Origin of the sequence: Amycolatopsis sp. NPDC051903, from assembly GCF_044452505.1 — a bacterium.
GTDB lineage: Bacteria > Actinomycetota > Actinomycetes > Mycobacteriales > Pseudonocardiaceae > Amycolatopsis.
The window spans coordinates 86,334-105,813 of sequence record NZ_JBITBT010000007.1; the positions used below are offsets into that span (position 1 = coordinate 86,334).

Annotated in this window: 17 protein-coding genes; 5 read left to right on the top strand and 12 right to left on the bottom strand. The window is 71.2% G+C overall.

Going from position 1 to position 19,480, the window contains the following annotated elements:
• Positions 1 to 152: 152 nt before the first annotated feature.
• The 10 genes from ACIA77_RS18600 to rlmN all read right to left on the bottom strand — a co-directional run bounded on the left by ACIA77_RS18600 (position 153) and on the right by rlmN (position 11,684).
• Positions 153 to 743, bottom strand: coding sequence for a class F sortase (locus ACIA77_RS18600; RefSeq protein ID WP_395887122.1), 591 nt, complete (start codon positions 741 to 743; stop codon positions 153 to 155).
• The gene (locus ACIA77_RS18605) at positions 740 to 1,552 is read right to left on the bottom strand and encodes a choice-of-anchor P family protein (protein WP_395887123.1); all 813 of its coding nucleotides are present in this window, start codon (positions 1,550 to 1,552) and stop codon (positions 740 to 742) included. The genes ACIA77_RS18600 and ACIA77_RS18605 overlap by 4 nt, the downstream gene beginning before the upstream one ends.
• 441 nt (positions 1,553 to 1,993) lie before the next feature.
• Positions 1,994 to 2,431: a hypothetical protein gene (locus ACIA77_RS18610; protein WP_395887124.1), complete on the bottom strand. Its 438-nt coding sequence runs from the start codon at positions 2,429 to 2,431 to the stop codon at positions 1,994 to 1,996.
• A gap of 164 nt (positions 2,432 to 2,595) precedes the next feature.
• Entirely contained in the window at positions 2,596 to 3,327 is a 732-nt protein-coding gene (locus ACIA77_RS18615) for a dienelactone hydrolase family protein (protein ID WP_395887125.1), read from the bottom strand.
• Between the two features lie 189 nt (positions 3,328 to 3,516).
• Positions 3,517 to 6,216, bottom strand: a complete 2,700-nt coding sequence (locus tag ACIA77_RS18620; protein WP_395887126.1) for a cation-translocating P-type ATPase — start codon at positions 6,214 to 6,216, stop codon at positions 3,517 to 3,519.
• 9 nt (positions 6,217 to 6,225) lie between these two features.
• Positions 6,226 to 7,203: a polyphosphate kinase 2 family protein gene (locus ACIA77_RS18625; protein ID WP_395887127.1), complete on the bottom strand. Its 978-nt coding sequence runs from the start codon at positions 7,201 to 7,203 to the stop codon at positions 6,226 to 6,228.
• Positions 7,204 to 7,467: 264 nt separating this feature from the next.
• Complete coding sequence (locus ACIA77_RS18630; protein WP_395887128.1) at positions 7,468 to 9,585, bottom strand: bifunctional polysaccharide deacetylase/glycosyltransferase family 2 protein; 2,118 nt, start codon at positions 9,583 to 9,585, stop codon at positions 7,468 to 7,470.
• Entirely contained in the window at positions 9,585 to 10,061 is a 477-nt protein-coding gene (locus tag ACIA77_RS18635) for a hypothetical protein (RefSeq protein WP_395887129.1), read from the bottom strand. Before ACIA77_RS18635 ends, ACIA77_RS18630 begins: the two co-directional genes overlap by 1 nt.
• Before the next feature lie 214 nt (positions 10,062 to 10,275).
• Positions 10,276 to 10,548 carry a hypothetical protein gene (locus ACIA77_RS18640; RefSeq protein ID WP_395887130.1) on the bottom strand — a complete coding sequence of 91 codons (273 nt, stop codon included), beginning with the start codon at positions 10,546 to 10,548 and terminating at the stop codon, positions 10,276 to 10,278.
• A gap of 29 nt (positions 10,549 to 10,577) precedes the next feature.
• Positions 10,578 to 11,684, bottom strand: a complete 1,107-nt coding sequence (gene rlmN, locus ACIA77_RS18645) for a 23S rRNA (adenine(2503)-C(2))-methyltransferase RlmN (protein ID WP_395887131.1) — start codon at positions 11,682 to 11,684, stop codon at positions 10,578 to 10,580.
• Between the two features lie 529 nt (positions 11,685 to 12,213).
• Here rlmN and ACIA77_RS18650 point away from each other — a divergent pair.
• Genes ACIA77_RS18650 through ACIA77_RS18665 form a run of 4 tightly spaced genes read left to right on the top strand, consistent with a single transcriptional unit; the run spans position 12,214 to position 16,189 of the window.
• Positions 12,214 to 13,206, top strand: coding sequence for a 2-keto-3-deoxygluconate permease (locus ACIA77_RS18650; RefSeq protein ID WP_395887132.1), 993 nt, complete (start codon positions 12,214 to 12,216; stop codon positions 13,204 to 13,206).
• Positions 13,203 to 14,384 carry a four-carbon acid sugar kinase family protein gene (locus ACIA77_RS18655; RefSeq protein ID WP_395887133.1) on the top strand — a complete coding sequence of 394 codons (1,182 nt, stop codon included), beginning with the start codon at positions 13,203 to 13,205 and terminating at the stop codon, positions 14,382 to 14,384. The genes ACIA77_RS18650 and ACIA77_RS18655 overlap by 4 nt, the downstream gene beginning before the upstream one ends.
• Before the next feature lie 36 nt (positions 14,385 to 14,420).
• On the top strand, positions 14,421 to 15,431 hold the full coding sequence (pdxA, locus tag ACIA77_RS18660; protein WP_395887134.1) for a 4-hydroxythreonine-4-phosphate dehydrogenase PdxA: 1,011 nt from the start codon (positions 14,421 to 14,423) through the stop codon (positions 15,429 to 15,431).
• Positions 15,428 to 16,189: a DeoR/GlpR family DNA-binding transcription regulator gene (locus ACIA77_RS18665; protein WP_395887135.1), complete on the top strand. Its 762-nt coding sequence runs from the start codon at positions 15,428 to 15,430 to the stop codon at positions 16,187 to 16,189. The genes pdxA and ACIA77_RS18665 overlap by 4 nt, the downstream gene beginning before the upstream one ends.
• A 12-nt stretch (positions 16,190 to 16,201) precedes the next feature.
• Here ACIA77_RS18665 and ACIA77_RS18670 read toward each other — a convergent pair whose 3' ends face one another.
• Positions 16,202 to 17,854 (bottom strand): glutamate--tRNA ligase, encoded by a 1,653-nt coding sequence (locus tag ACIA77_RS18670; protein ID WP_395887136.1) that lies wholly within the window; start codon positions 17,852 to 17,854, stop codon positions 16,202 to 16,204.
• 168 nt (positions 17,855 to 18,022) lie between these two features.
• Here ACIA77_RS18670 and ACIA77_RS18675 point away from each other — a divergent pair, with 168 nt between their 5' ends.
• A complete protein-coding gene (locus ACIA77_RS18675; RefSeq protein WP_395887137.1) occupies positions 18,023 to 18,676 on the top strand; it encodes a PadR family transcriptional regulator in 654 nt (217 codons plus the stop codon).
• Here ACIA77_RS18675 and ACIA77_RS18680 read toward each other — a convergent pair.
• The gene (locus ACIA77_RS18680) at positions 18,610 to 19,446 is read right to left on the bottom strand and encodes a class I SAM-dependent methyltransferase (RefSeq protein ID WP_395887138.1); all 837 of its coding nucleotides are present in this window, start codon (positions 19,444 to 19,446) and stop codon (positions 18,610 to 18,612) included. The two genes, ACIA77_RS18675 and ACIA77_RS18680, sit on opposite strands and share 67 nt — an antisense overlap.
• Between the last annotated feature and the right edge of the window lie 34 nt (positions 19,447 to 19,480).

Here is a 19,480-nt window from a genome sequence, read left to right on the forward strand (position 1 = left end):
CGGCGGGGGGGCGCCACGCGGGGCCTGCTGGGCCGGGGGTTGGGCCCGGGGGGGGGCGGGCCCCTCCACACCCCGGGGCCCCCCCCCCCCCCGCGGCGGCCCCCCCCCCCCCCCCCCCCCGCCCCCCCCCCGAGGCCCTGGTCGCGGGACGCTCAGGTGTTGAGCGTGCCGTAGACGATGATGTTGTCGAGGTAGCTGTGCGCGGCGGCGTCGAACGCCCCGCCGCACGTGATGAGGCGGATCTGCGGGTCGGTCGTGTTGCCGTACACCGCTTCCGTGGGGAACGACTTCTTGGCGATCTGGTCGACCTTCGTGACGGTGAAGGTGGCCTTCGAACCGTCCTGCCTGCCGATCACGACCTGGTCGCCCTTCTTCACCTCGTGCAGCCGCCAGAAGATGCCCTTCTGGTGGTTGCCGTCGATGTGACCGAGCACCACCGCCGGGCCGACCTGGCCGGGCGTCGGGCTGTAGGAGTACCAGCCCGCCTGCAGCGGCTCGGTCACCGGCGGCACCTGCACGGTCTTGTCGGGGTTGACGCCCAGGGGAACCAGCGACGAGTGGGCGCCGATGCTCGGCACGTCGAGCGAAACCGGCACCGACCGCACCAGCCCGACGGCGGGCGCGGCCGACGTCGCGGGCGCGGCCGGCTGCTGCGCCGGCGTCGGCGAACCGCAGCCGATCAGCGCGAAGTTCGCGACGAGGGCCAGCAGCAGCCCGAAGAGCCCGAACCGGCGACGGGTCACTGAACGGTCACCGCGGCGAGCGAGCCGTCACCGGTCTCCGGCGCGCCGGCCGGGACGACCGACACCTGGCCGGGGCCTTCGGCGGGCGGCTTCGCGGGCGCGGTGGGCTGGCTCGGGCTGCTCGGCGTCGTCGTGGCGGCCACCTTCGCGCAGGTCGAGGAGGCGAGCACGATGTCGCCGCTGCCCAGCGCACCGGTGGCCTTGCCGCCGAGGAGCTTGATGTGCAGCGCGTTGACGGTGACGCTGCCGTCCTCGTGCTTGATCTGCTCGTTGACGATCACCTGCACCACCCCGGGCACGCCGATCTTCTGGTCGGGCGCGGTCCCCACGGGCAGCTTGCCGATGCGGCCGAGGTCGAGGCCGGCGAGCTCGGACGACGCCTTGATGCCGTCGGGCGTGGACGTGCACTCGGAGCTGATCACGCGCGCCTTCGGCGTCGCGCCCGCGAGCGGGGCGAGCACGGGCAGCGTGGCGTCGACGACGGCGGCCTTCGCCGTGACGTCCGGGTCGCCCTGCTTGGCCGAGCTGGTGATCGCCTTCGCGGTGACCAGGCCCTTGAGCGGCGCGTCGACCACCGACGCGGAAGTGGGTCCGTCCGTGTTCGACGGCGCGATCTTGCCCGTCTCCACCGAGATCCCCTTGTCCCCCAGCACTCCCGCCAGCAGCGAGACCGACGCGGAGGCGCCGTAGGCCGACCCCGCGGGCGCGTCGGCGGCGACCGCGGCCGGGGCGGCGGTGGCCGTGGCGAGGAGGGCGAGAGCCGGAGCGGCGACCACGAGGGTCCGTCCGCGCAGCAGGGCAGAACGCATGAATTGTCCTTTCGAACACCAAGAAATGGACCCGCCGACGGACCCCCGAATCCGCGCGTGAGGCGACGCAACTGTCGATCACCGGCGAGACCGTGACGCTATCAAGGGGGCTCGGAATGGCAAAACAAGATCCACTGCGCAACGCGTCGACCAAGCCGGGTCAGTGACCACGTTTTTCGCACTTTCACCACTAACGTGTGATGTAACGCGGTGCTGCTGCGCCGTTTTCCCTACTCAGCGCTCCAGGTTCCGACGCCCACCGGGCGGATTCCCACGCCTGCCACTCTTCAGGGTGATCCTGAAGGCGAGTGACACGCGGGTACCGACCGTGATGTGACCGCTACGAGATTCTGTTGGTTTCCCATCAGTTTTTGCAACGGGAAGCAACTTTTCCGCGATGGGCGAAATTGTCCACTATGGAGCGGGGAACGGCATTCACGATCACCGCCGCGCCACCCGCGCGGAAGCCGAGACGAGCATCGGCCGCCCGTCGGTCCGCAGCACGCACGTGGCCACCACGACGCCCCGGCGCACCGCCTCGTCGCTCACCGTGCCGTCGAGCCCCACCCGGACGGATTCGATCGCCACCACCGGCCCCCGGAACCCACCGCGCAACAGCTGGTTCGTCCACGCCGAGCCGACGAGCGCGCGGTCCGCCGAGGCCGTGGACGAGCAGGCGGCCGCGGCGTCGTCGACCCGGACACCGGCCTTGTTCCAGACCGAGAGTGTGCCCTTGACCAGAGCGCCCGGCGAGTACGCGTCCCGGTCCAGCTTCAACGACGCGCCGAGCGGCACCGCCGGGTCTTCGGCGAGCGGCGCGGCGAACGCGGCCACGAGGGCCACGGCCGCAGGCAGCCCGAACCACAGGGACTTCCGCATGACACCCCCCGAGAGTCAACCGGCCCAGGGTATCCGTTGACCGGACCACAAGGACGGCAGTCGCAGCGGTTGTGCCGCCGCCGGCCGCCGCCATCGAGGAAGACCCGATCCTGTCCTCGATGGCGGCGTCCGAGCCGGCCGCGCCTACCGCCTGCTGCCCGGCCTCACTTCAGGTGCCGCGCGAAGAACAGGTTCGCGGCGTCCCCCTCGAACTCCGGGACGCCGGTGTGCCCGCCCGTGTTGGCGTGCAACGTCTTCTCCTGGGAGCCGAACGCGTCGAACACGTTCAGGGCCAGCTGCCGGTCGTTGCCTTCGTCGTCCCACTGCAGCAGGACCAGCAGTGGAATGGTGACCCGCCGGGCCTCCTCGAACGTCGCGCGGGGCACGAAACTCCCGGCGAACAGCAGGGCGGCCGAGATGCGCGGCTCGACCACCGCGAGCCGGATGCCGATGGCGATGATCCCTCCCGAATACCCGACCGGGCCGCCGATCTCGGGGAGCGTCAGGAGGGCGTCCAGCGCGGCCCGCCATTCCGGGGCCGCCTGGTCGACCAGCGGGAGGACGAGCCGGTCGACGATCCCCTCGCCGACCGGCTCGCCGGCCTCCAGCGCCCGGTGCAGATCGGCGCGGGCCTCCTCGGCGGCGGCGGACCTCGGCCGGTCACCGCTCCCGGGGAGTTCGATGGTGGCCGCGGCGAAGCCCTGCGCCGCGCAGTGCCGGGCCCGGGCCGCCAGCCGGGGGTACATCCGGTGCAGCCCACCGGGGTGGCCGAGCAGCATCAGCGGGGCCGGTGCGGACGCGGATCCGGGCGTCCACAGGATGCCGGAGATCTCGCCGAGGGTGAACGCGCGTTCGAGGACGCCGTCTTCGAGGCGCTGTTCGGAGGTGAATCGCATGGTCGTGCCTTTCGGGAGTGCGCTTGAGCGGCGCTCCCGGACGACCTATCGCCCGGCCGTGACCCCGGAGGGGAGCACCCATGTCGCTTGGTTCACGGGTACCACCTCCTCGTTCTCTCGCACGGCCTCCGGAAAGGTAGCAGCGGTCGCCGTGGTCCGCCTACGGGTTTTCGCGGCGGCCCGGGTGCGTCACCTCGTGGTCCGGGCGATGAGTTTGCCCGCCTCCCACAACAGGAACAGCGCCACCGCCGGCACCAGCGCCCAGAAGAACTGGAACAAGTTCAGGTCCGTGGTGCCCAGCAGCTTGTTGAACACGTCCATCTTGATGACCAGCACCGCCAGCACGAACTCGCCCAGCATCGCCCAGTTCATCTGCTTGCTGTCGAACGTGGCGGTGGTGAACGCGGTGCCCGTCTCGCTGCGGCACTCGACCGCGGCGACGATCAGGCACAGCGCGAAGGCCGTGAAGGCGATCGTGGTGGCGATCTCGGCGCTGCCGTAGTGCGTCCGGCCGAACGACAGCAGCAGGAGCAGCCCGACGGTGATGGCGAGCCCGGCGAGCCCGACCGTGATGAACACCGGCAGGGTGAGCACGGACTCGCCGCGCGGCCGCGGTCTGAGGTTCATCAGGCCCGGCGTCTCGCGGTCGAAGCCGAGCGCGAAGCCGAAGGGCGCGTTGACGATGAAGTGGATCCACAGCACCTGCGCGGGCGAGAACGGTTCGCCGGCGGCGATGTTGAACAGGCTGGCGCCCAGGAACGTCAGGACGAACACGACCAGCAGCACCAGGACGAAGCGGATGTACTTGGTGAGGTTGTCGTAGATCTTGCGGCCCTGTTCGACGGCGAACACGATCGTCGCGAAGTTGTCGTCGGAGAGGATCATCCGGCCGGCGTTCTTCGCGACGTCGGTGCCGCTGCCCATCGCGATCCCGAGGTCGGCCGCCTTGATGGCGGGCGCGTCGTTGACGCCGTCGCCGGTCATGGCGACGACGTCGCCCTTCTTCTTGAGCGTGTCGGCGAGGATCACCTTGTGCTCGGGCGACACGCGGCCGACCACACCGATGTCGTCGATGCGGGCCAGCCGCTGCTCTTCGGACAGGTCGGCGAACTCCGAGCCGAGGATCGCGTCGCCCGGGATGCCGAGCTGGCGCGCGATCGCCGCGCCCGTGGTGACGTCGTCGCCGGTCACCATGCGCACGCGGATGTGCGCGGCCTGCGCGTCGGCGACGGCGCTCTTGGACTGCTCGCGCGGCGGGTCGACCATCGCCACGAGGCTCGTCATCTGCAGGCCGGTGACGCAGGCGAGCAGGTCTCCGTTCGGGTCGAACGCGGCGGCGTCGAGGTCGCGCTGGGCCGCGGCCATCACGCGCCGGCCCTGCCCTTCCATGCTCTTCATGCGCTCGTGGGCCTTACGCCGCAGCTCGTCGTTCCACGGCACCGTCTTCGCGCCCGACAAGGCGGTGGCCGCGCGGTCCATCACGGCCGGCGCCGCGCCTTTGACGAAGCAGCGCACCACGTCCCGGCCCGACGCGTCGACGGTTTTGTGGAACGTGGCCATCAGCTTGTACGACGGGTCGAAGGGCAGCGTGGCCACGCGCGGCAGGTTGTCGCGGGTCTCGTCGACGTCCAGGCCCGCCTTGTGGGCGAGCACGAGCAGCGCGCCCTCGGTCGGGTCGCCGACGACCTTCCCGTCGACGATCTTGGCGTCGCTCGCGAGCAGGTAGGGCAGGATCGCGCTCTCGAGGCTGTCGGTCGAGCCGGCGGCGTGGTGGACGCGGCCCTCCAGGCTGTAGCCGGAGCCGCTGATCGTGTAGCGGTCGGTGAGGTCCACCACCTCCACGGCCGTCATCTGGTTCATGGTGAGCGTGCCGGTCTTGTCGGAGTTGATCGCCGACGTGAAGCCGAGCGTCTCGACCGAGGGCAGGTCCTTGACGATCGCGTTGCGCTTGGCCAGGTCGACGCTGCCGAGAGACAGGATCACCTGGCTCACCGTCGGCAGCGCCTCCGGGATGGCCGCGATGGCCAGCGAAACCGCGCTGATGAACAGGGCGTCCCACGCGACGTCGCGCCCGCGGCCGAGCACGAACATCACGACCATCGTGATGCCGGCCGCCGCGGCGATCCACAGCGTGAGCGTGTTGAGCTGCTTGGTCAGCGGCGACTGCTCGCGCACGGTGGCCGACAGCATGCCGGAGATCTTGCCCAGCTCCGTGTCGGCGCCCGTGCCGGTGACGATGACGGTGGCGCTGCCGTGCGTCACCGGGCAGTCCATGAACGCCATGTTCGACTGGTCGCCCGGACCGAGCTTGCCGGCGGTCAGCGCCTCGGCTCCCTTGGCCGCGGGCGTGCTCTCGCCCGTGAGCGCCGATTCGTCGATCTGCAGCGCGCTGGCCGCGACGATGCGGCAGTCGGCGGGCACCTGGTCGCCGGCCGCGATGAGCACGACGTCGCCGACCACGAGCCGCTCGGCCGGGAGTTCCCCTTCGACGCCGTCGCGGCGCACGCGCGCGGTCGCCTTCATCATCGACTTCAGCGCGTTCATCGCGCTCTCGGCCTTGCCCTCCTGGCGCAGGCCGACGACCGCGTTGCCCACGGTCAGCACGATCAGCAGCACGGCGGTGCCCCACTGCTGGATCACCAGCGACACCACCGCGGCGGCGATGAGGATGAGCTGCATGTAGCTGCGGTACTGGTCGAGGAACCGCAACAGGGCCGGTTTCGGCTTCTCCTCGGGCAGCGCGTTGGGACCGTTGACACTCAGCCGCTCGGCGGCCGTCGCCGAGGACAGCCCGAACTCGAGGTCGACGCCGAAGGCCGAGGCCACGTCCTGCGGAGTTCGCGAGTACCAGTTGTGCTCCTTCACCGGCGCCTGGTCCTGTGCGGCCATGGCCCGCCCTCACTTCTTCCGGCGCTTCTTCTTGCGACGCTTCTTCTCGGCGGCAGCGGCCGCGTACGGGTCGGCGGGTGCGCCCTCGGGCGCCTCGGCCTCCAGCTCCGAGCGCGCGACGAGCAGGTCGCTGCGCCGTTCTTCGCTCACCGTCGGGTACTGCGGGTCGATTTCGATGAGGGTGTGCGCGAGCACCGCGGCGGCCGCGATGCGCGCGAACCACTTGCGATCGGCCGGGATCACGTACCAGGGCGCCCACTCGGTGCTCGTCGCGGAGAGCATCTTCGAGAACGCGCGCTGGTAGTCGTCCCAGTAGCGCCGCTCCCGCGCGTCGGCGGCGGAGAACTTCCAGTTGCGGTCGGGCCGGTCGATGCGCCGCAGGAACCGCGTGCGCTGCTCTTCCTTCGAGAGGTTCAGGAACAGCTTGACGACCTTGAAGCCGTTGTCCGACAGGTAGCGTTCCCAGTCGTTGATCTCCCGGAAACGGCGCGCCCACACGTGGCCCTGGCGCGCCGAATCGGGCAGCTGCTGACGCTGCAGGTGCTCCGGGTGCACGCGCACCACGAGCACCTCTTCGTAGTGCGAACGGTTGAAGATCCCGATGTCCCCCCGCGACGGCAGGCGGCAGGCGTAGCGCCACAGGTAGTCGTGGTCCAGCTCCTCGGCCGAGGGCACCTTGAACCCGCTGACCTTCACGCCCTGGGGGTTCACGCCGCTCATCACGTGGCGGATCGTGCCGTCCTTGCCGCCGGCGTCCAGTGCCTGCAGGCAGACGAGCACGCCGTACGTATTCTGCGCCGCCAGCCGCCGCTGGTAGTCCGCGAGCAGCTCGACGCCCGCCGCCAGCAGCTCCCGGCCGTCCTTCTTGTTCAGGAAGTCGGCCTTGTAACCGGGATCGAAGTCCCGCGCCAGCCGCACCCTCGACCCCGGCTGCACCCGCAACGGCTCGATGAACTCCGCGATCCGCTCCACCCGCAAGTCGGCCATCGTCTGAACCTGGCAAACGGGACGGGTGGTGCGCTCACCTCCTGGAGGTGAGATACACGTGGCCGCGGGTTACCGGTGGCGCGCCAGTCACCCGCGGCCGGCCGACGGGCGTGGATTTCCGCTGGTGGGAGGGGTGGGTGGGCTCACCCGTTTCAGGTGGTGCGTGGGTCAGTCCGGCCTGCGGTGACCGGCTGCGGCCGAGCCTTGTGGTCCAGCCCAACCGCAAGGAATTCCGCAGCCGCGGAACCAAGGTCGGTGAGCCCGCTACGACCGGTTCGCGGCATCCGCGGCGAGGCCCGTGCGCTGGAGCTTCTGCCAGGGCAGCTGCGCCCCCGCGATCGCGGTCACCACGGACTGCACGACGACGAGGTACATCAGCTGCCGGTACACGAACTGCTGCAACGGGAGCAGCAGCAGCGAACGCAGCCGCTCACCGTCGAGCCGGAACGCGATCACCGCGGGAATCGCTTGCAGCACCAGGAAAACCAGCCAGTACGCGCTCACGGTGAGCGCATCACTGGTGAGGATCCCGAAGAGCGCGGCGGCGTCGACGAGCGGTGCCAGCACGGGGAGCAGCACTTGGAACAGCAGCAGGTACGGCAGGCCACGCCGGCCCAGGTGGCCGGCAGCGCCGCGTTCGAACACGGCGTGGCGGTGCTTCCAGACCGCCTGCAGAGTGCCGTAGCACCACCGGTACCGCTGCTTCCACAGCTGGCCGAGCGTGGCCGGCGCCTCGGTCCAGGCGCGGGCCTCCTGCTCGTAGACGACCCGCCAGCCGGCGCGTTCCATGGCCATGGTCAGATCCGTGTCCTCGGCCAGCGTGTCGACCGGAATACCGCCGAGCCGCAGCACCGCGGACCGGCGGAACGCACCGATCGCGCCCGGCACGGTCGGCATGCACCGCAGGACGTCGTAGAACCGGCGGTCGAGGTTGAACCCGATCACGTATTCGATGTGCTGCCACTGCCCGAGCAGGCCACGGCGGTTGCCGACCTTCGCGTTGCCGGACACCGCCCCGATCTCGCGGTCGGCGAAGTGCTGGACCAAGGTGTGCACCGTGCCGGGTTCCAGCACCGTGTCACCGTCGACGAGCACCACGAGCTCGGTGGGCGCAGCGGCGATGCCGGTGTTGAGCGCCGCGGCCTTGCCCGCGTTCGCCTGCCGGATCAACCGGACGCGCCGGCCCACGTACTTCTCGACGAGTTCGGCGGTGCCGTCGGTCGACCCGTCATCGACGACGATCACCAAGACGCGGTGGTTGGACGCGAGGACCGAACGGATCGTGGCTTCGATCCCGGCGCGCTCGTTGTAGGCGGGGACGATGACCGTCACCGGCGCGTTGACGGCGCGGAGCCTCGTCGACCGTCGCCGCCGCACGTGCACCGCGGTGGTGATCAGCGTGACCAAGGTGCGCAACGCGGCGAGCACACTGGCGACGATCAGGAGCACGGTCAGCGAGCTCGCGACCACGCCGCTGGCCTGCACGGCTCCGATCAGCAGCCAGCCGGCCGCCCGTTGACCGATTCCGGCGGGGGCGCCGGCCGAGCCGAGCCCGACCGCGGCGCTCACCGGACCCAGCCGCCACCCCTTGGCCTGCAACTCGGGGATCAGCCGGTCCAGCGCCGCCACGGTCTGTGAACGATCACCGCCCGCGTCGTGCATGAGCAGGACGGCTCCCCGATCGTCCCTGGGGGTGGAGTTCGCGACGATCGTGGCGATCCCGGGCCGTTGCCAGTCTTCGGAGTCCGTGTCGGAGAGCACGGCGATCTTGCCGTCGGCGCCGATCCGCTGGATCGACGTCCAGGCCGGGTCGTCGATCGACGCGGGCGTGGCCGAGTACGGCGGCCGGACCAGCGCCGGCGACACCCCGGCCGCACCGGACACGGCGAGATCGGTGAAGCGCAGTTCGAGCTGTGTGCGCAGTTCGCCGGCCGACCGGAGATCGACGTGGGTGGCGGTGTGGTTGCCGATGTCGTGGCCGTGGGCCGCGATTTCCCGCACCAGGCCCGGGTACTCGGCCGCGTGCGCGCCCGTGACGAAGAACGTGGCCTTGACGTGGTACCGGTCGAGCACGGCGAGGACCGCCGGGGTCCAGGTCGGGTCGGGTCCGTCGTCGAAGGTCAGGGCGAGCGTCTTGTCCGGCGGGCGCCGCACGTCCGGCGAGCTGTTCCGCGCGTCGATCAGGGAGCCGCCGTTCCGCACCTCCGTGGGCACGCCGGAGGCGCTCGTCTGTGGCGCGGTCTCGTCGCTGGAGAACTCGCCCAGCACCACGGAGTGCAGCGCGAGCAGGCCGACGACGGCCGCCAGCACCACGATCAGCAGGAACCAGTGCGCACGCGGGGCCGGAGCGTCTCTCCGGGGCCGGTGGCGGCCGTTCGCCATCAGGGCCGCGGCTTCTTGCTGGTGTCGGCCTTGCCCGGGGGCGTGTCCGGGGCGTGGGTGCTGCGGTGGTCGACGCCCGGAGCCGTCTGGGAAGTCGTGGTGACCGGCTCCGCGGCCGTCGTGGTCACGGACCGCGCGGGGTCGTTCGCGTTGACGGGCGTCGGGTCAGCGCTGGATTCGGGCGCCGGCGGAGCCTCGGTCGTCGTGCTCTGATCGGCCGGATCCGCGGGCGTGGTCGCGACGTCGGTGTGCGCGGGGCCGAGCTGCGTGATCGGCACGAGCAGCGGCGACGGCACCGGCGCCCCGAGCAGCGCGGCGACCAGAACCACGACGTAGCCGACGGTCAGGACCCCGCCACCGATCGCCACGCGCCGGAAGATCTTCCGCCGCCGCCCCGTCGCGTCCACGAACACCGGCGGCTCCGCCGGCGCGCCTGCGGCGTCATCGGCTTCCACGAGATCAACGGGATCGGGCATGTCTCACTCCATCGGCGGGGAGGCCAACCCAACCACACCACGATCCGTGAGCGAACCCCGATCCGCTCAGTGGCAGGCAATCTCACACACCGATCAAGGCGAAACCTTGGTACAGAGCCACTTCAGCGGCGGGCACCGGCCTGCGCCGGACTCCGACGTCACTGCGTGCCGCGCCGTCCGGGCAGTTGTGGTGGCTCAGATAGTCCGCTGGGGTTCAGCGGGTGGCGAGCCAGGGTGCCAGCAGCGCTTCCAGATCCGCGTCCGAAAGCGGCCGCGGGCCTTCGCCGAACCCCTGCCAGCGCGAAGCGTCACGGGCGGCGTGGAAGTCGACGGAGTACGCGCGCATCAGCACGTACATGAACGACACCGGGTCGAACCGCTCGCCCAGCAGCGTGCGGGCCGTGCGGGCCACGTCGGTGGCCGTGCGGCCGCCGGTCAGTTTGAGTTCCTCGGCAGCCGGATCGAGCAGGCTGGGGGTCGACATCAACGCAACTTCTCCATCACTGAAACGAAAACTCAGCCCTCGGCGGCCAGCTGGCCACACGCGGCGGCGATGTCCTGACCGCGGGTGTCGCGCACGGTGCACGCGACGCCGCCCGCGTTGACCAGGCGCACGAACTCGCGCTCGACGGGCTTCGGGGAGGCGTCCCACTTCGAACCCGGCGTGGGGTTCAGCGGGATCACGTTCACGTGCACCAGCTGGCCCAGGTGCTTCCTCAAGCGCCGAGCCAGCAGCTCCGCGCGCCACGGCTGGTCGTTGATGTCCCGGATCAACGCGTACTCGATCGACACCCGCCGACCGCTCGTGTCCGCGTAGTACCGCGCCGCCGACAGCACCTCGTCCACCGACCACCGGTTGTTCACCGGCACCAGCGTGTCCCGCAGCTCGTCGTCCGGCGTGTGCAGCGACACCGCCAAGCGCACCTGCATCTTCTCGTCCGCCAGCTTGCGGATCGCCGGCGCCAGACCCACCGTCGACACCGTCACCGAACGCTGCGAAATCCCCAGACCCGACGGAGCCGGCTCCGTGATCCGCCGCACCGCCGCCACCACGCGCTTGTAGTTCGCCAGCGGTTCGCCCATGCCCATGAACACGATGTTCGACAGGCGACCGGGGCCGCCGGGCATCGCGCCGTCGCGCATGACCGCCGCGGCCGAGCGGACCTGGTCCACGATCTCGGCCGTCGACAGGTTGCGGTCGAGACCACCCTGGCCGGTGGCGCAGAACGGGCACGCCATACCGCAACCGGCCTGGCTCGAAATGCACAGCGTCGAACGGTCCGGGTAGCGCATGAGCACGCTCTCGAGCAGCGTGCCGTCGTGGGCGCGCCACAGCGTCTTGCGCGTGGCCCCGGCGTCAGCCGACAGCGCGCGGACCTCGGTGAGCAGCGGCGGCATCAGCTCGGCGACGAGCCGCTCGCGCGACGCGGCCGGGATGTCGGTCATCGCCGCCGGGTCGACGGTCAGCCGCGAGAAGTAGTGGTTCGACAACTGCTTGGCGCGGAACGCCTTCTCCCCCAGTCCGACCACCGCCTCGGCCCGCTCGGCGGACGAGAGGTCGGCGAGGTGGCGCGGCGGCAGGCCGCGCTTGGGCGCGTCGAAAACAAGGGGGAGCGCAGTCATGACCGATCCAGTATTCCACGTCCACCGGACACGCCGAGCAGCACTCCCCCGGCCGTGTGCGGCCCGTCACTCGCCCTGGCGCTCGGACGCGTCGGGGCGACGTGCGAACGGTACCGGCCGACGGCGCGGCTGGGCCGCGAGCACCGCGAAGGCCGGTTCACGAAGGAACGCTGGGCGCCGCCGCGGCGATCGGCAGCCGCTTGCGGCAGTTCGCGGCCGCAGCCCGCGCGGCCCCCCGAAACCCCGCCGAACGTGGGCGCGGCGGAACGGCGACGGCTCGGCAGTGCGCACAACGCGCGCCGGGCGGCATCACCAGCCCTCTCGTCCGCCGGCGACCTGCCGCCCAGGCCCGACCCGTGCGCCACCAGCGGTTCCCGGGGCATCGCCGAACCAGCAGCCCTCATCCGGTCACATCCACCTGCGCACAACACGCACCACACTTGCGCGTTGTGCGCAGCAAGGCCTACCGTGCGCACATAACGCAGCCCGGTCGCCCAGAACCGGGCTCCGCACGTTCAAGGAGGAGCGCGTGGCGATTCCGATCAAACGCCGGCTCGAAGCCATTCCCGGCGGGATGATGATCGTCCCGCTGCTGGTCGGCTCGGTGCTCTACACCGTGGCACCCGGCACCGGGAAGTTCTTCGGGTCCTTCACCGGGGCTCTGTTCTCCGGGTCGCTCACCATCCTCGCGGTGTTCTACGTCTGCATGGGCGCGGGCATCGAGGTGCGGGCCACTCCCTACATCCTGAAAAAGGGCGGGGTGCTGTTCGGGGCGAAGGTCCTCACCTCGGTGGTGGTGGGCGTCATCCTCGGGCGGTTGCTCGGCGAGACGCCGATCAGTTCCGGTGCCTTCGCCGGGCTGTCCACGCTGGCCGTCGTGGCCGCGATGAACGACACCAACGGCGGGCTCTACATGGCCCTGATGGGCCAGTTCGGCAAGAACAAGGACGTCGCGGCCTATTCGGTGATGACCATCGAGTCCGGGCCGTTCCTGACCATGCTCACCCTCGGCGCGGCCGGGTTGTCGGCCTTCCCGTGGCAGACGCTGGTCGGCGCGATCCTCCCGCTGCTGGTGGGAATGCTGCTGGGCAACCTCGATCCGCAGATGCGGGACTGGCTCGGCCGTGCGGTACCCGTGCTGATCCCGTTCTTCGCCTTCGCGCTCGGCTCGAGCATCGACCTCACCTCGGTGTGGCGAGCCGGCTTGCTGGGCATCGGCCTGGGGCTGTTCGTGTTCCTGCTGACCGGCGCGGTGCTGCTGCTGGCCGACAAGCTCACCGGCGGCACCGGCGTCGCGGGCATCGCCGCGGCATCCACCGCGGGCAACGCGGCAGCAGTCCCCGCGATCGTGGCCTCGGCGAACCCGGCGTACCACGACGCGGCCGCGCAGGCGACGATCCTGGTGGCCGCCTCGGTGGTGGTGACGTCGCTGCTGGTGCCCTTCGCCACCGCGTGGTTCGCCGCCCGCGCCCGCAACCGGGAGCGCGCCAAGCAGCAACCGGTGGAGGAGACCTCATCGTGAGCCGAGTGGTCATCGTCGCCGACGACCTCACCGGTGCGGCCGACTCGGCCGCCGCGTACGGCCCGTTCACCGAGGTGGCCGTCGTCCTCGACGCCTCGGCCGGGCTCCCCGCCGCCGAGGTCGTCGCGATCGACACCGACAGCAGGCACCGCAGCCCTGAATTCGCCGCGCAGGCGGTGCGTTCCGCGGTCCGCGCAGCTGCCCGCGGCGGGCGCACCCTGTACAAGAAGATCGACTCCACCCTCCGCGGTCACGTCGCCACCGAGGTCATCGCGGCGCTGGACGAACTGGGTCCCTCGGCCGGCGCGCTGCTCGCGCCATCATTTCCGGCCACCGGGCGCACCGTGACCGGCGGCGTGCTGCACGTCGGGAGCGAACCGCACCGCAACGGCGAACTGAGGGCGCTGTTCACCGGTTCCGGGGTGGGCACCGCGTTGGTCCCGTTGGAGGTGGTCCGCTCCGGCCCGAAAGCGGTGGTGCACGCCTACGACACGCACCGGGCGGCCGGCGTCCGGGTCGTGTGTGCCGACGCCGAGACCGACGAGGACCTGCGGGTGCTCGACGCCGCGCTGGCACAGCTCGGCCCGCACGTCCTGCCGGTCGGATCCGCCGGGCTGACCCGTGCCGCTGTCGGAGTGGGGTCCACACCACGCCGCGACGACGAGCAACCGCCGGACGGGCAAGTGCTGACCGTGCTGGGCAGCTACTCCGCACTCGGCCGGGAGCAGCGCGCGGTGCTCGCAGCCTCGCCGGAGGTGACCGCCGTCGAGATCGCCGCGCCGTTCGGGCTCGCGCAGCAGCGGAACGCGGCCGCCGCGTTGTCCGCCGCCGGAGGCGACCTCCTCCTCATCCCCGATCCGGACGCGCCGGTGCACCGCTCACACGCCGGCGAGGTGGCCGCCGCGCTGTCCGAGGTCACCGCCGGCCACCTGCGTGCGCACGCCAGTCCCCGCGGCCTGATCCTCGCCGGCGGCGAAACCGCCCGCGCGGTGTTGCTTTCCGCGGGTGCCAAGGGGTTCACCGTGCTCGGGGAGCTCGAACCGGGGGTGGTCCGCTCCCGGGTACCCGCGCTCGGCGGCCTCGCACTGATCACCAAGGCGGGTGCCTTCGGCGAACCGTCCACTGTAGAGCAGGCGCGGCGGTCGTTGCACGAGAACACGTTCACCGCCGCCCGTTGAACCCAGCCACCGCACCACCGAGAGAGGGGAATTCCCGTGGCACGTCCCATCGTCGCCATCACCATGGGCGACGCCGCCGGCGTCGGCCCTGAGGTCGTGGTCAAGGCCATGGCCGAACCGCAGTTGTACGAATCCTGCCGCCCGATCGTGGTCGGCGACGCCGCCCGGCTGCGCAAGGCGGTCGAGATCACCGGCACCGGCCTGCGGGTCGACGCGGTGACCGCCCCGGAGGAGGCCGGCTACCGCTCCGGCGTGCTCGACTGCCTCGACCTCGGCCTGATCCCGGCGGACCTGCCGTTCGGCAAGCTCTCGCCGGTGGCGGGGGAAGGTGCGTACCAGTTCGTCCGGACCGCCACCGAACTCGCGGTGGCCGGCCGGGTGCAGGCGATCTGCACCGCCCCGCTGAACAAGGAAGCCCTGCACGCGGCCGGGCACCGCTACCCCGGGCACACCGAGTTGCTGGCGGCCCTGACCGGCACGCCCGAGGTGTCGATGATGCTGGCCGCGCCCAAACTGCGGGTGATCCACGTGACCACGCACATCGGGCTGGTGGACGCGGTCGCGAAGATCGAGCCCGGTCTCGTCGCGCGGACCGTCCGCCGGGGCGCGGAAACCCTGCGCAAGGCCGGCGTCGCGCACCCGCGCATCGCGGTCTGCGGGATCAACCCGCACGCGGGTGAGAACGGGTTGTTCGGCCACGGCGAGGAGGGCGAGAAGATCGTGCCCGCCGTCGAACAGCTGCGGGCCGAGGGCATCGACGCCCAAGGCCCGCTGCCCGCCGACACCGTGTTCTTCCGCGCCGTCCGCGGCGACTTCGACCTCGTGGTGGCGATGTACCACGACCAGGGCCACGGGCCGGTCAAGGTCCTCGGCCTGGACGCCGGGGTGAACATTACGATCGGGCTGCCGGTGATCCGCACGAGCGTGGATCACGGCACCGCCTTCGACATCGCGGGCACCGGCGAGGCCGACCACGCCAGCATGCTGGAGGCGCTGCGCCAGGCCGTGGACCTGGCGCCCCACGTCGAGGAGGAACCACTTCCGTGAACGCCACCGCGCGGCGCGCCGCGATCAGCGACCTGCTGCGCTCCCGGCCGGTCGGGGTCGACGAGCTCGCCGCGCGGTTCGGCGTCACCGCCTCCACGATCCGGCGCGACCTGTCCGCGCTCACCGGCACGGGCGCTGTCGTGCGCACCTACGGCGGGGCGCTGGCGGCGGGCGGCGAGGAACAGTCCTTGCACGAGCGGGAAACCATCGCCGCGCCCCAGAAGGCGGCCATCGCCCGGGTGGCCGAGCAGCTGATCGAACCGGGCCAGCTCCTCCTGTTCGACGCCGGAACCACCACCGGCGCGCTCGCGAGCAGGCTCACCACGTGGTCCGGCATCAGTGTCGCGACCACCGGGCTGACCACGCTGACCACGCTCGCCGACGCCGGCGGCGTGGACCTCGTCGCGCTGGGCGGCGCGGTCCGGCACATCAGCCACGGGATGGTCGGCCCGCTCACCGAAGCCGCGCTGGCCCAGCTGACCGCCGACTGCGCGTTCCTCAGCGCGGACGGCGTCGACGCGGTCCGCGGCCTGTGCGAGTCCACCGCCGAACAGGCCTCGGTCAAGCGCCGCATGATCGAGCAGGCGCGGCGGGTGGTCGTCCTCGCCGATGCCGGCAAGCTGGGGCGCGAAGACTCGCATTGGTGGTCGGCGCTGCCCGACCAGTGGACGCTGATCACCGACGCTTCGGCGGGAGAAGCCCAGCTGGCGCCCTTCCGTGCACTCCCCGGCGTCACCGTCCTCGTCGCCGGGGAGTGACGACCACGCGCGTCAGGCCGTGAGCGCCCGGATCCTCCGCAGCGTCTCCTCCTGGCCCAGTGCCTGCGTGATCGAGTGCAGGTCGGGGCTGCGCGTGGACCCGGTGATCGCGATGCGGATGATCTGCGAGGCCTCGCGGATCGAACCCGGGAACGCGTCGGGGTCCTTCTTGAACTCCTTGGCGTTGCGGGCGAAACCGTGCTTCGCGGCGACGTCGCGGATCTGCTGGAACCACTCCTGCCCGTCGTCGAGCTGGCGGTAGTTCTCGACGAAGTCCGCGGCGACCGCGCGCACGACGTCCGGCGCCACCCCGAGCGCGGCGACGCGCTCGTCGTCCGGACCGGTCACCGCCTGATGGAGCTCCGGGAAGAAGAACCCGTAGACCGCCCGGAACTCGCTCCACTTCTTGAGGTCCTTGCGCGGGTTCTCGACCCCGACGCGCTCGACGGACAGCGCCCGCAGCGCCAGCTCCTCCGACGAGACGAGCACGGACTCCAGCTCACGGTCGAACTGCTGCGCCCACGCGCGCACCGCCGCGAGGATGTCCTCGCCCGAGAGCGTCGCGACGTGGTCGGCGGAGATGTCGTCGAGCTTCACCAGGTCCACGAGCGGTCCCGCGACGCCGCACTCGTCGAGGTTGATCGGCTCCCGCAGCGCCTGCTCGAGCGGCAGCTCCGCGAGCCGGCCGTTCGCCAGCCCGCGCAGGTAGTACAGGACGGCCTCGGTCGGGTAGCCGGCCTCGATGTAGAAGTCGACCGACGCCTCGGGGTCCTTGCGCTTCGACAGCTTGCGCTTGCTGCCGCCCTCCTGCTTCATCAGCGGGGCGATGTGCGCGTAGGTGATCGGGTCGAACCCGAGCGCCTCGAACAGCTGCTGGTGCACCGGCACCGACGAGATCCACTCGTCGCCGCGGATCACGAGGTTCACGCGCATCAGGTGGTCGTCGACGGCGTGCGCGAAGTGGTAGGTGGGCAGCCGCGGGCTCTGCTCGGAGCTCTTGAGGATCACCACGTCGTTGCGGTTGGCCTCGGCTTCGATCGTGCCGCGGATGGCGTCGGTGAAGCGCACGCGCTGACCGGTGTCGTCGGGCGCGCGGAACCGCACGACCCACGGCTCGCCGGCGTCGAGCTTCGCCTGCACGTCGGCCGGGTCGGCGTCGCGCCAGATCGCCCACGAGCCGTAGTAGCCGGTGGGCAGCTTCGTCGCCTGCTGGCGCGCGGTGATGGACGCGAGCTCGTCCTTCGTCGCGAAGTCGATGTACGCGCGGCCTTCGCGCAACAGGTGGCGCACGTAGGTGAAGTAGATCTGCTCGCGCTCCGACTGGCGGTACGGGCCGTAGTCGCCGCCGCGCAGCGAGTCCTCGTCGGCGGCAAGGTGGAAGTAGGAGAAGCCGCGCTCGAACTGCTCCAGCGCGCCGTCGACCTCGCGCGACTGGTCGGTGTCCTCCACGCGCACCAGGTAGCGGCCGGCCGAGCGGCGCGCGACGTCCTGGTCGATGGTGGCCACGTAGATGCCGCCGATGTGCACGAACCCCGTCGGGGACGGGCCGAACCGGGTCACCTTCGCGCCTTCGGGCAGCGGCCGAGCCGGATAGCGCTGTTCCCAGTGCTCCGGCTCGGGCAGATCCGCGGGGAACAGGGCGTCGATGACCGCTCGGTCCAGCATGGGGGGTCGGGTCTCCCAGGTCGTTTCAGGCGTCTTCCTACTCCTTCGAGTATCTCCGACCACCGGAAACAGTTCTCGCGCAGGTCCCCGGAGAGGCGCGGGTTGCACTACGACTGTTTCCGATATATCGTGAACGTGTCGCAACCGTTCGAGAAAGGAACACTGATCATGAGACGACACCCCTTCCCCGGTGCGCGAGGTGCGCACTTCGAGCACGGTGAACACGGCCGTCCCGCGTTCGGCCCCTGGGCCCGCGAGTTCGGCGAGTTCGGGTTCGGTCCCGGCGGTCCTCGCGGCCGGCGCGGCCACGGTCCGGGCGGGCGGCGAGGGCACGGCCCGCGTCGCGGCCGGCGCGGCGACGTCCGCGCGGCGATCCTGACCCTGCTGGCGGAGCAGCCGCGGCACGGTTACGAGATCATCCGCGAGATCGGCGAGCGCAGCGGCGGCTTCTGGAAGCCCAGCCCCGGCTCGATCTACCCGACGCTGCAGATGCTGGCCGACGAGGGCCTGGTCGTGAGCAACGACGAGAACGGCAAGAAGCTGTTCCAGCTCACCGACGAAGGCCGCGCGGCGGCCGAACAGCAGACCGGCACCCCGCCGTGGGAGCACTTCGCCGAGGACGTCGATCCCGTCGAGGTCGACCTGCGCAAGGCGGGCGCCACGCTCGCGGCGGCGGTCGTGCAGGTGATGCGCGCCGGCTCCGCGGGTCAGCAGGCCCGCGTGGTCGACGTGCTCAACGAGGCACGCCGCTCGATCTACACGATCCTCGGTGAGGTCGAAGACGACTCCGCCGAAGACGCCTCGCCGGAAACGGCCGAGTGACCCGGCAGGACGAGGCCGGTGGGCTTGCCACGCGTGTGAACGCGGTAGCCCACCGGCAGCGTCACGCCGGCGGTCAGACCATTGCCGGTGCCGCGAAGCACTTCGGCGACGGCTCGTTCGGCGACTTTCGGGCTGAACTCGATCTTCAGCACTGACTCCAGCGACGCGTGGTCGGCGAACTGCCAGCGCGTCGCGACCCGCCGGAGGCGAAAGCCCTCGGCCGCGAAGAACCGTTCCACGGCAACCGGGTCGTAGTGCGGCAGATCCGCTCGCATCCACCCGCCGTAGGGCTCGCTCGTCGCGTCGAGGTCGACGATCACGATCGACCCGCCGGGCCGCAGCACGCGGTCCGCTTCGCGAAGCCCCGGCTCGCAGCCCGGCCCGAAGAAGTACGCGGTGCGCGCGTGGACGACGTCGACGCTCGCGTCGGCGACCGGCAGCCGCTGCGCCCGGCCTTCCTTCACCGAGACGTTCGGCAGGTCCGAAACTCGCTTCGCCGCGTCGCGCGCCAGCGGTGCGTACGGCTCGACGCCGAGCACCGAACGGGCGTCGCGGGCGAAGTGCGGCAAGTGGAATCCGTCACCACAGCCGACGTCCAGGACGTCGCGACCGGTCCAGTCGCACTCCTCGCGCAGCGCGCGCCAGATCTCGCCGCCGGCGTCCTGCGCGCGGTTCTCCAGCTCGTAAGCCCGCTGGTAGTACCAGATGTTGGGGCTCGGCAGGACGTCGGCCGCGCGCGACGACGCGGCGGAGCGGGAGAACCATCGCACGAACGACTCCAACGACGTCGGCCACGACCCGGTT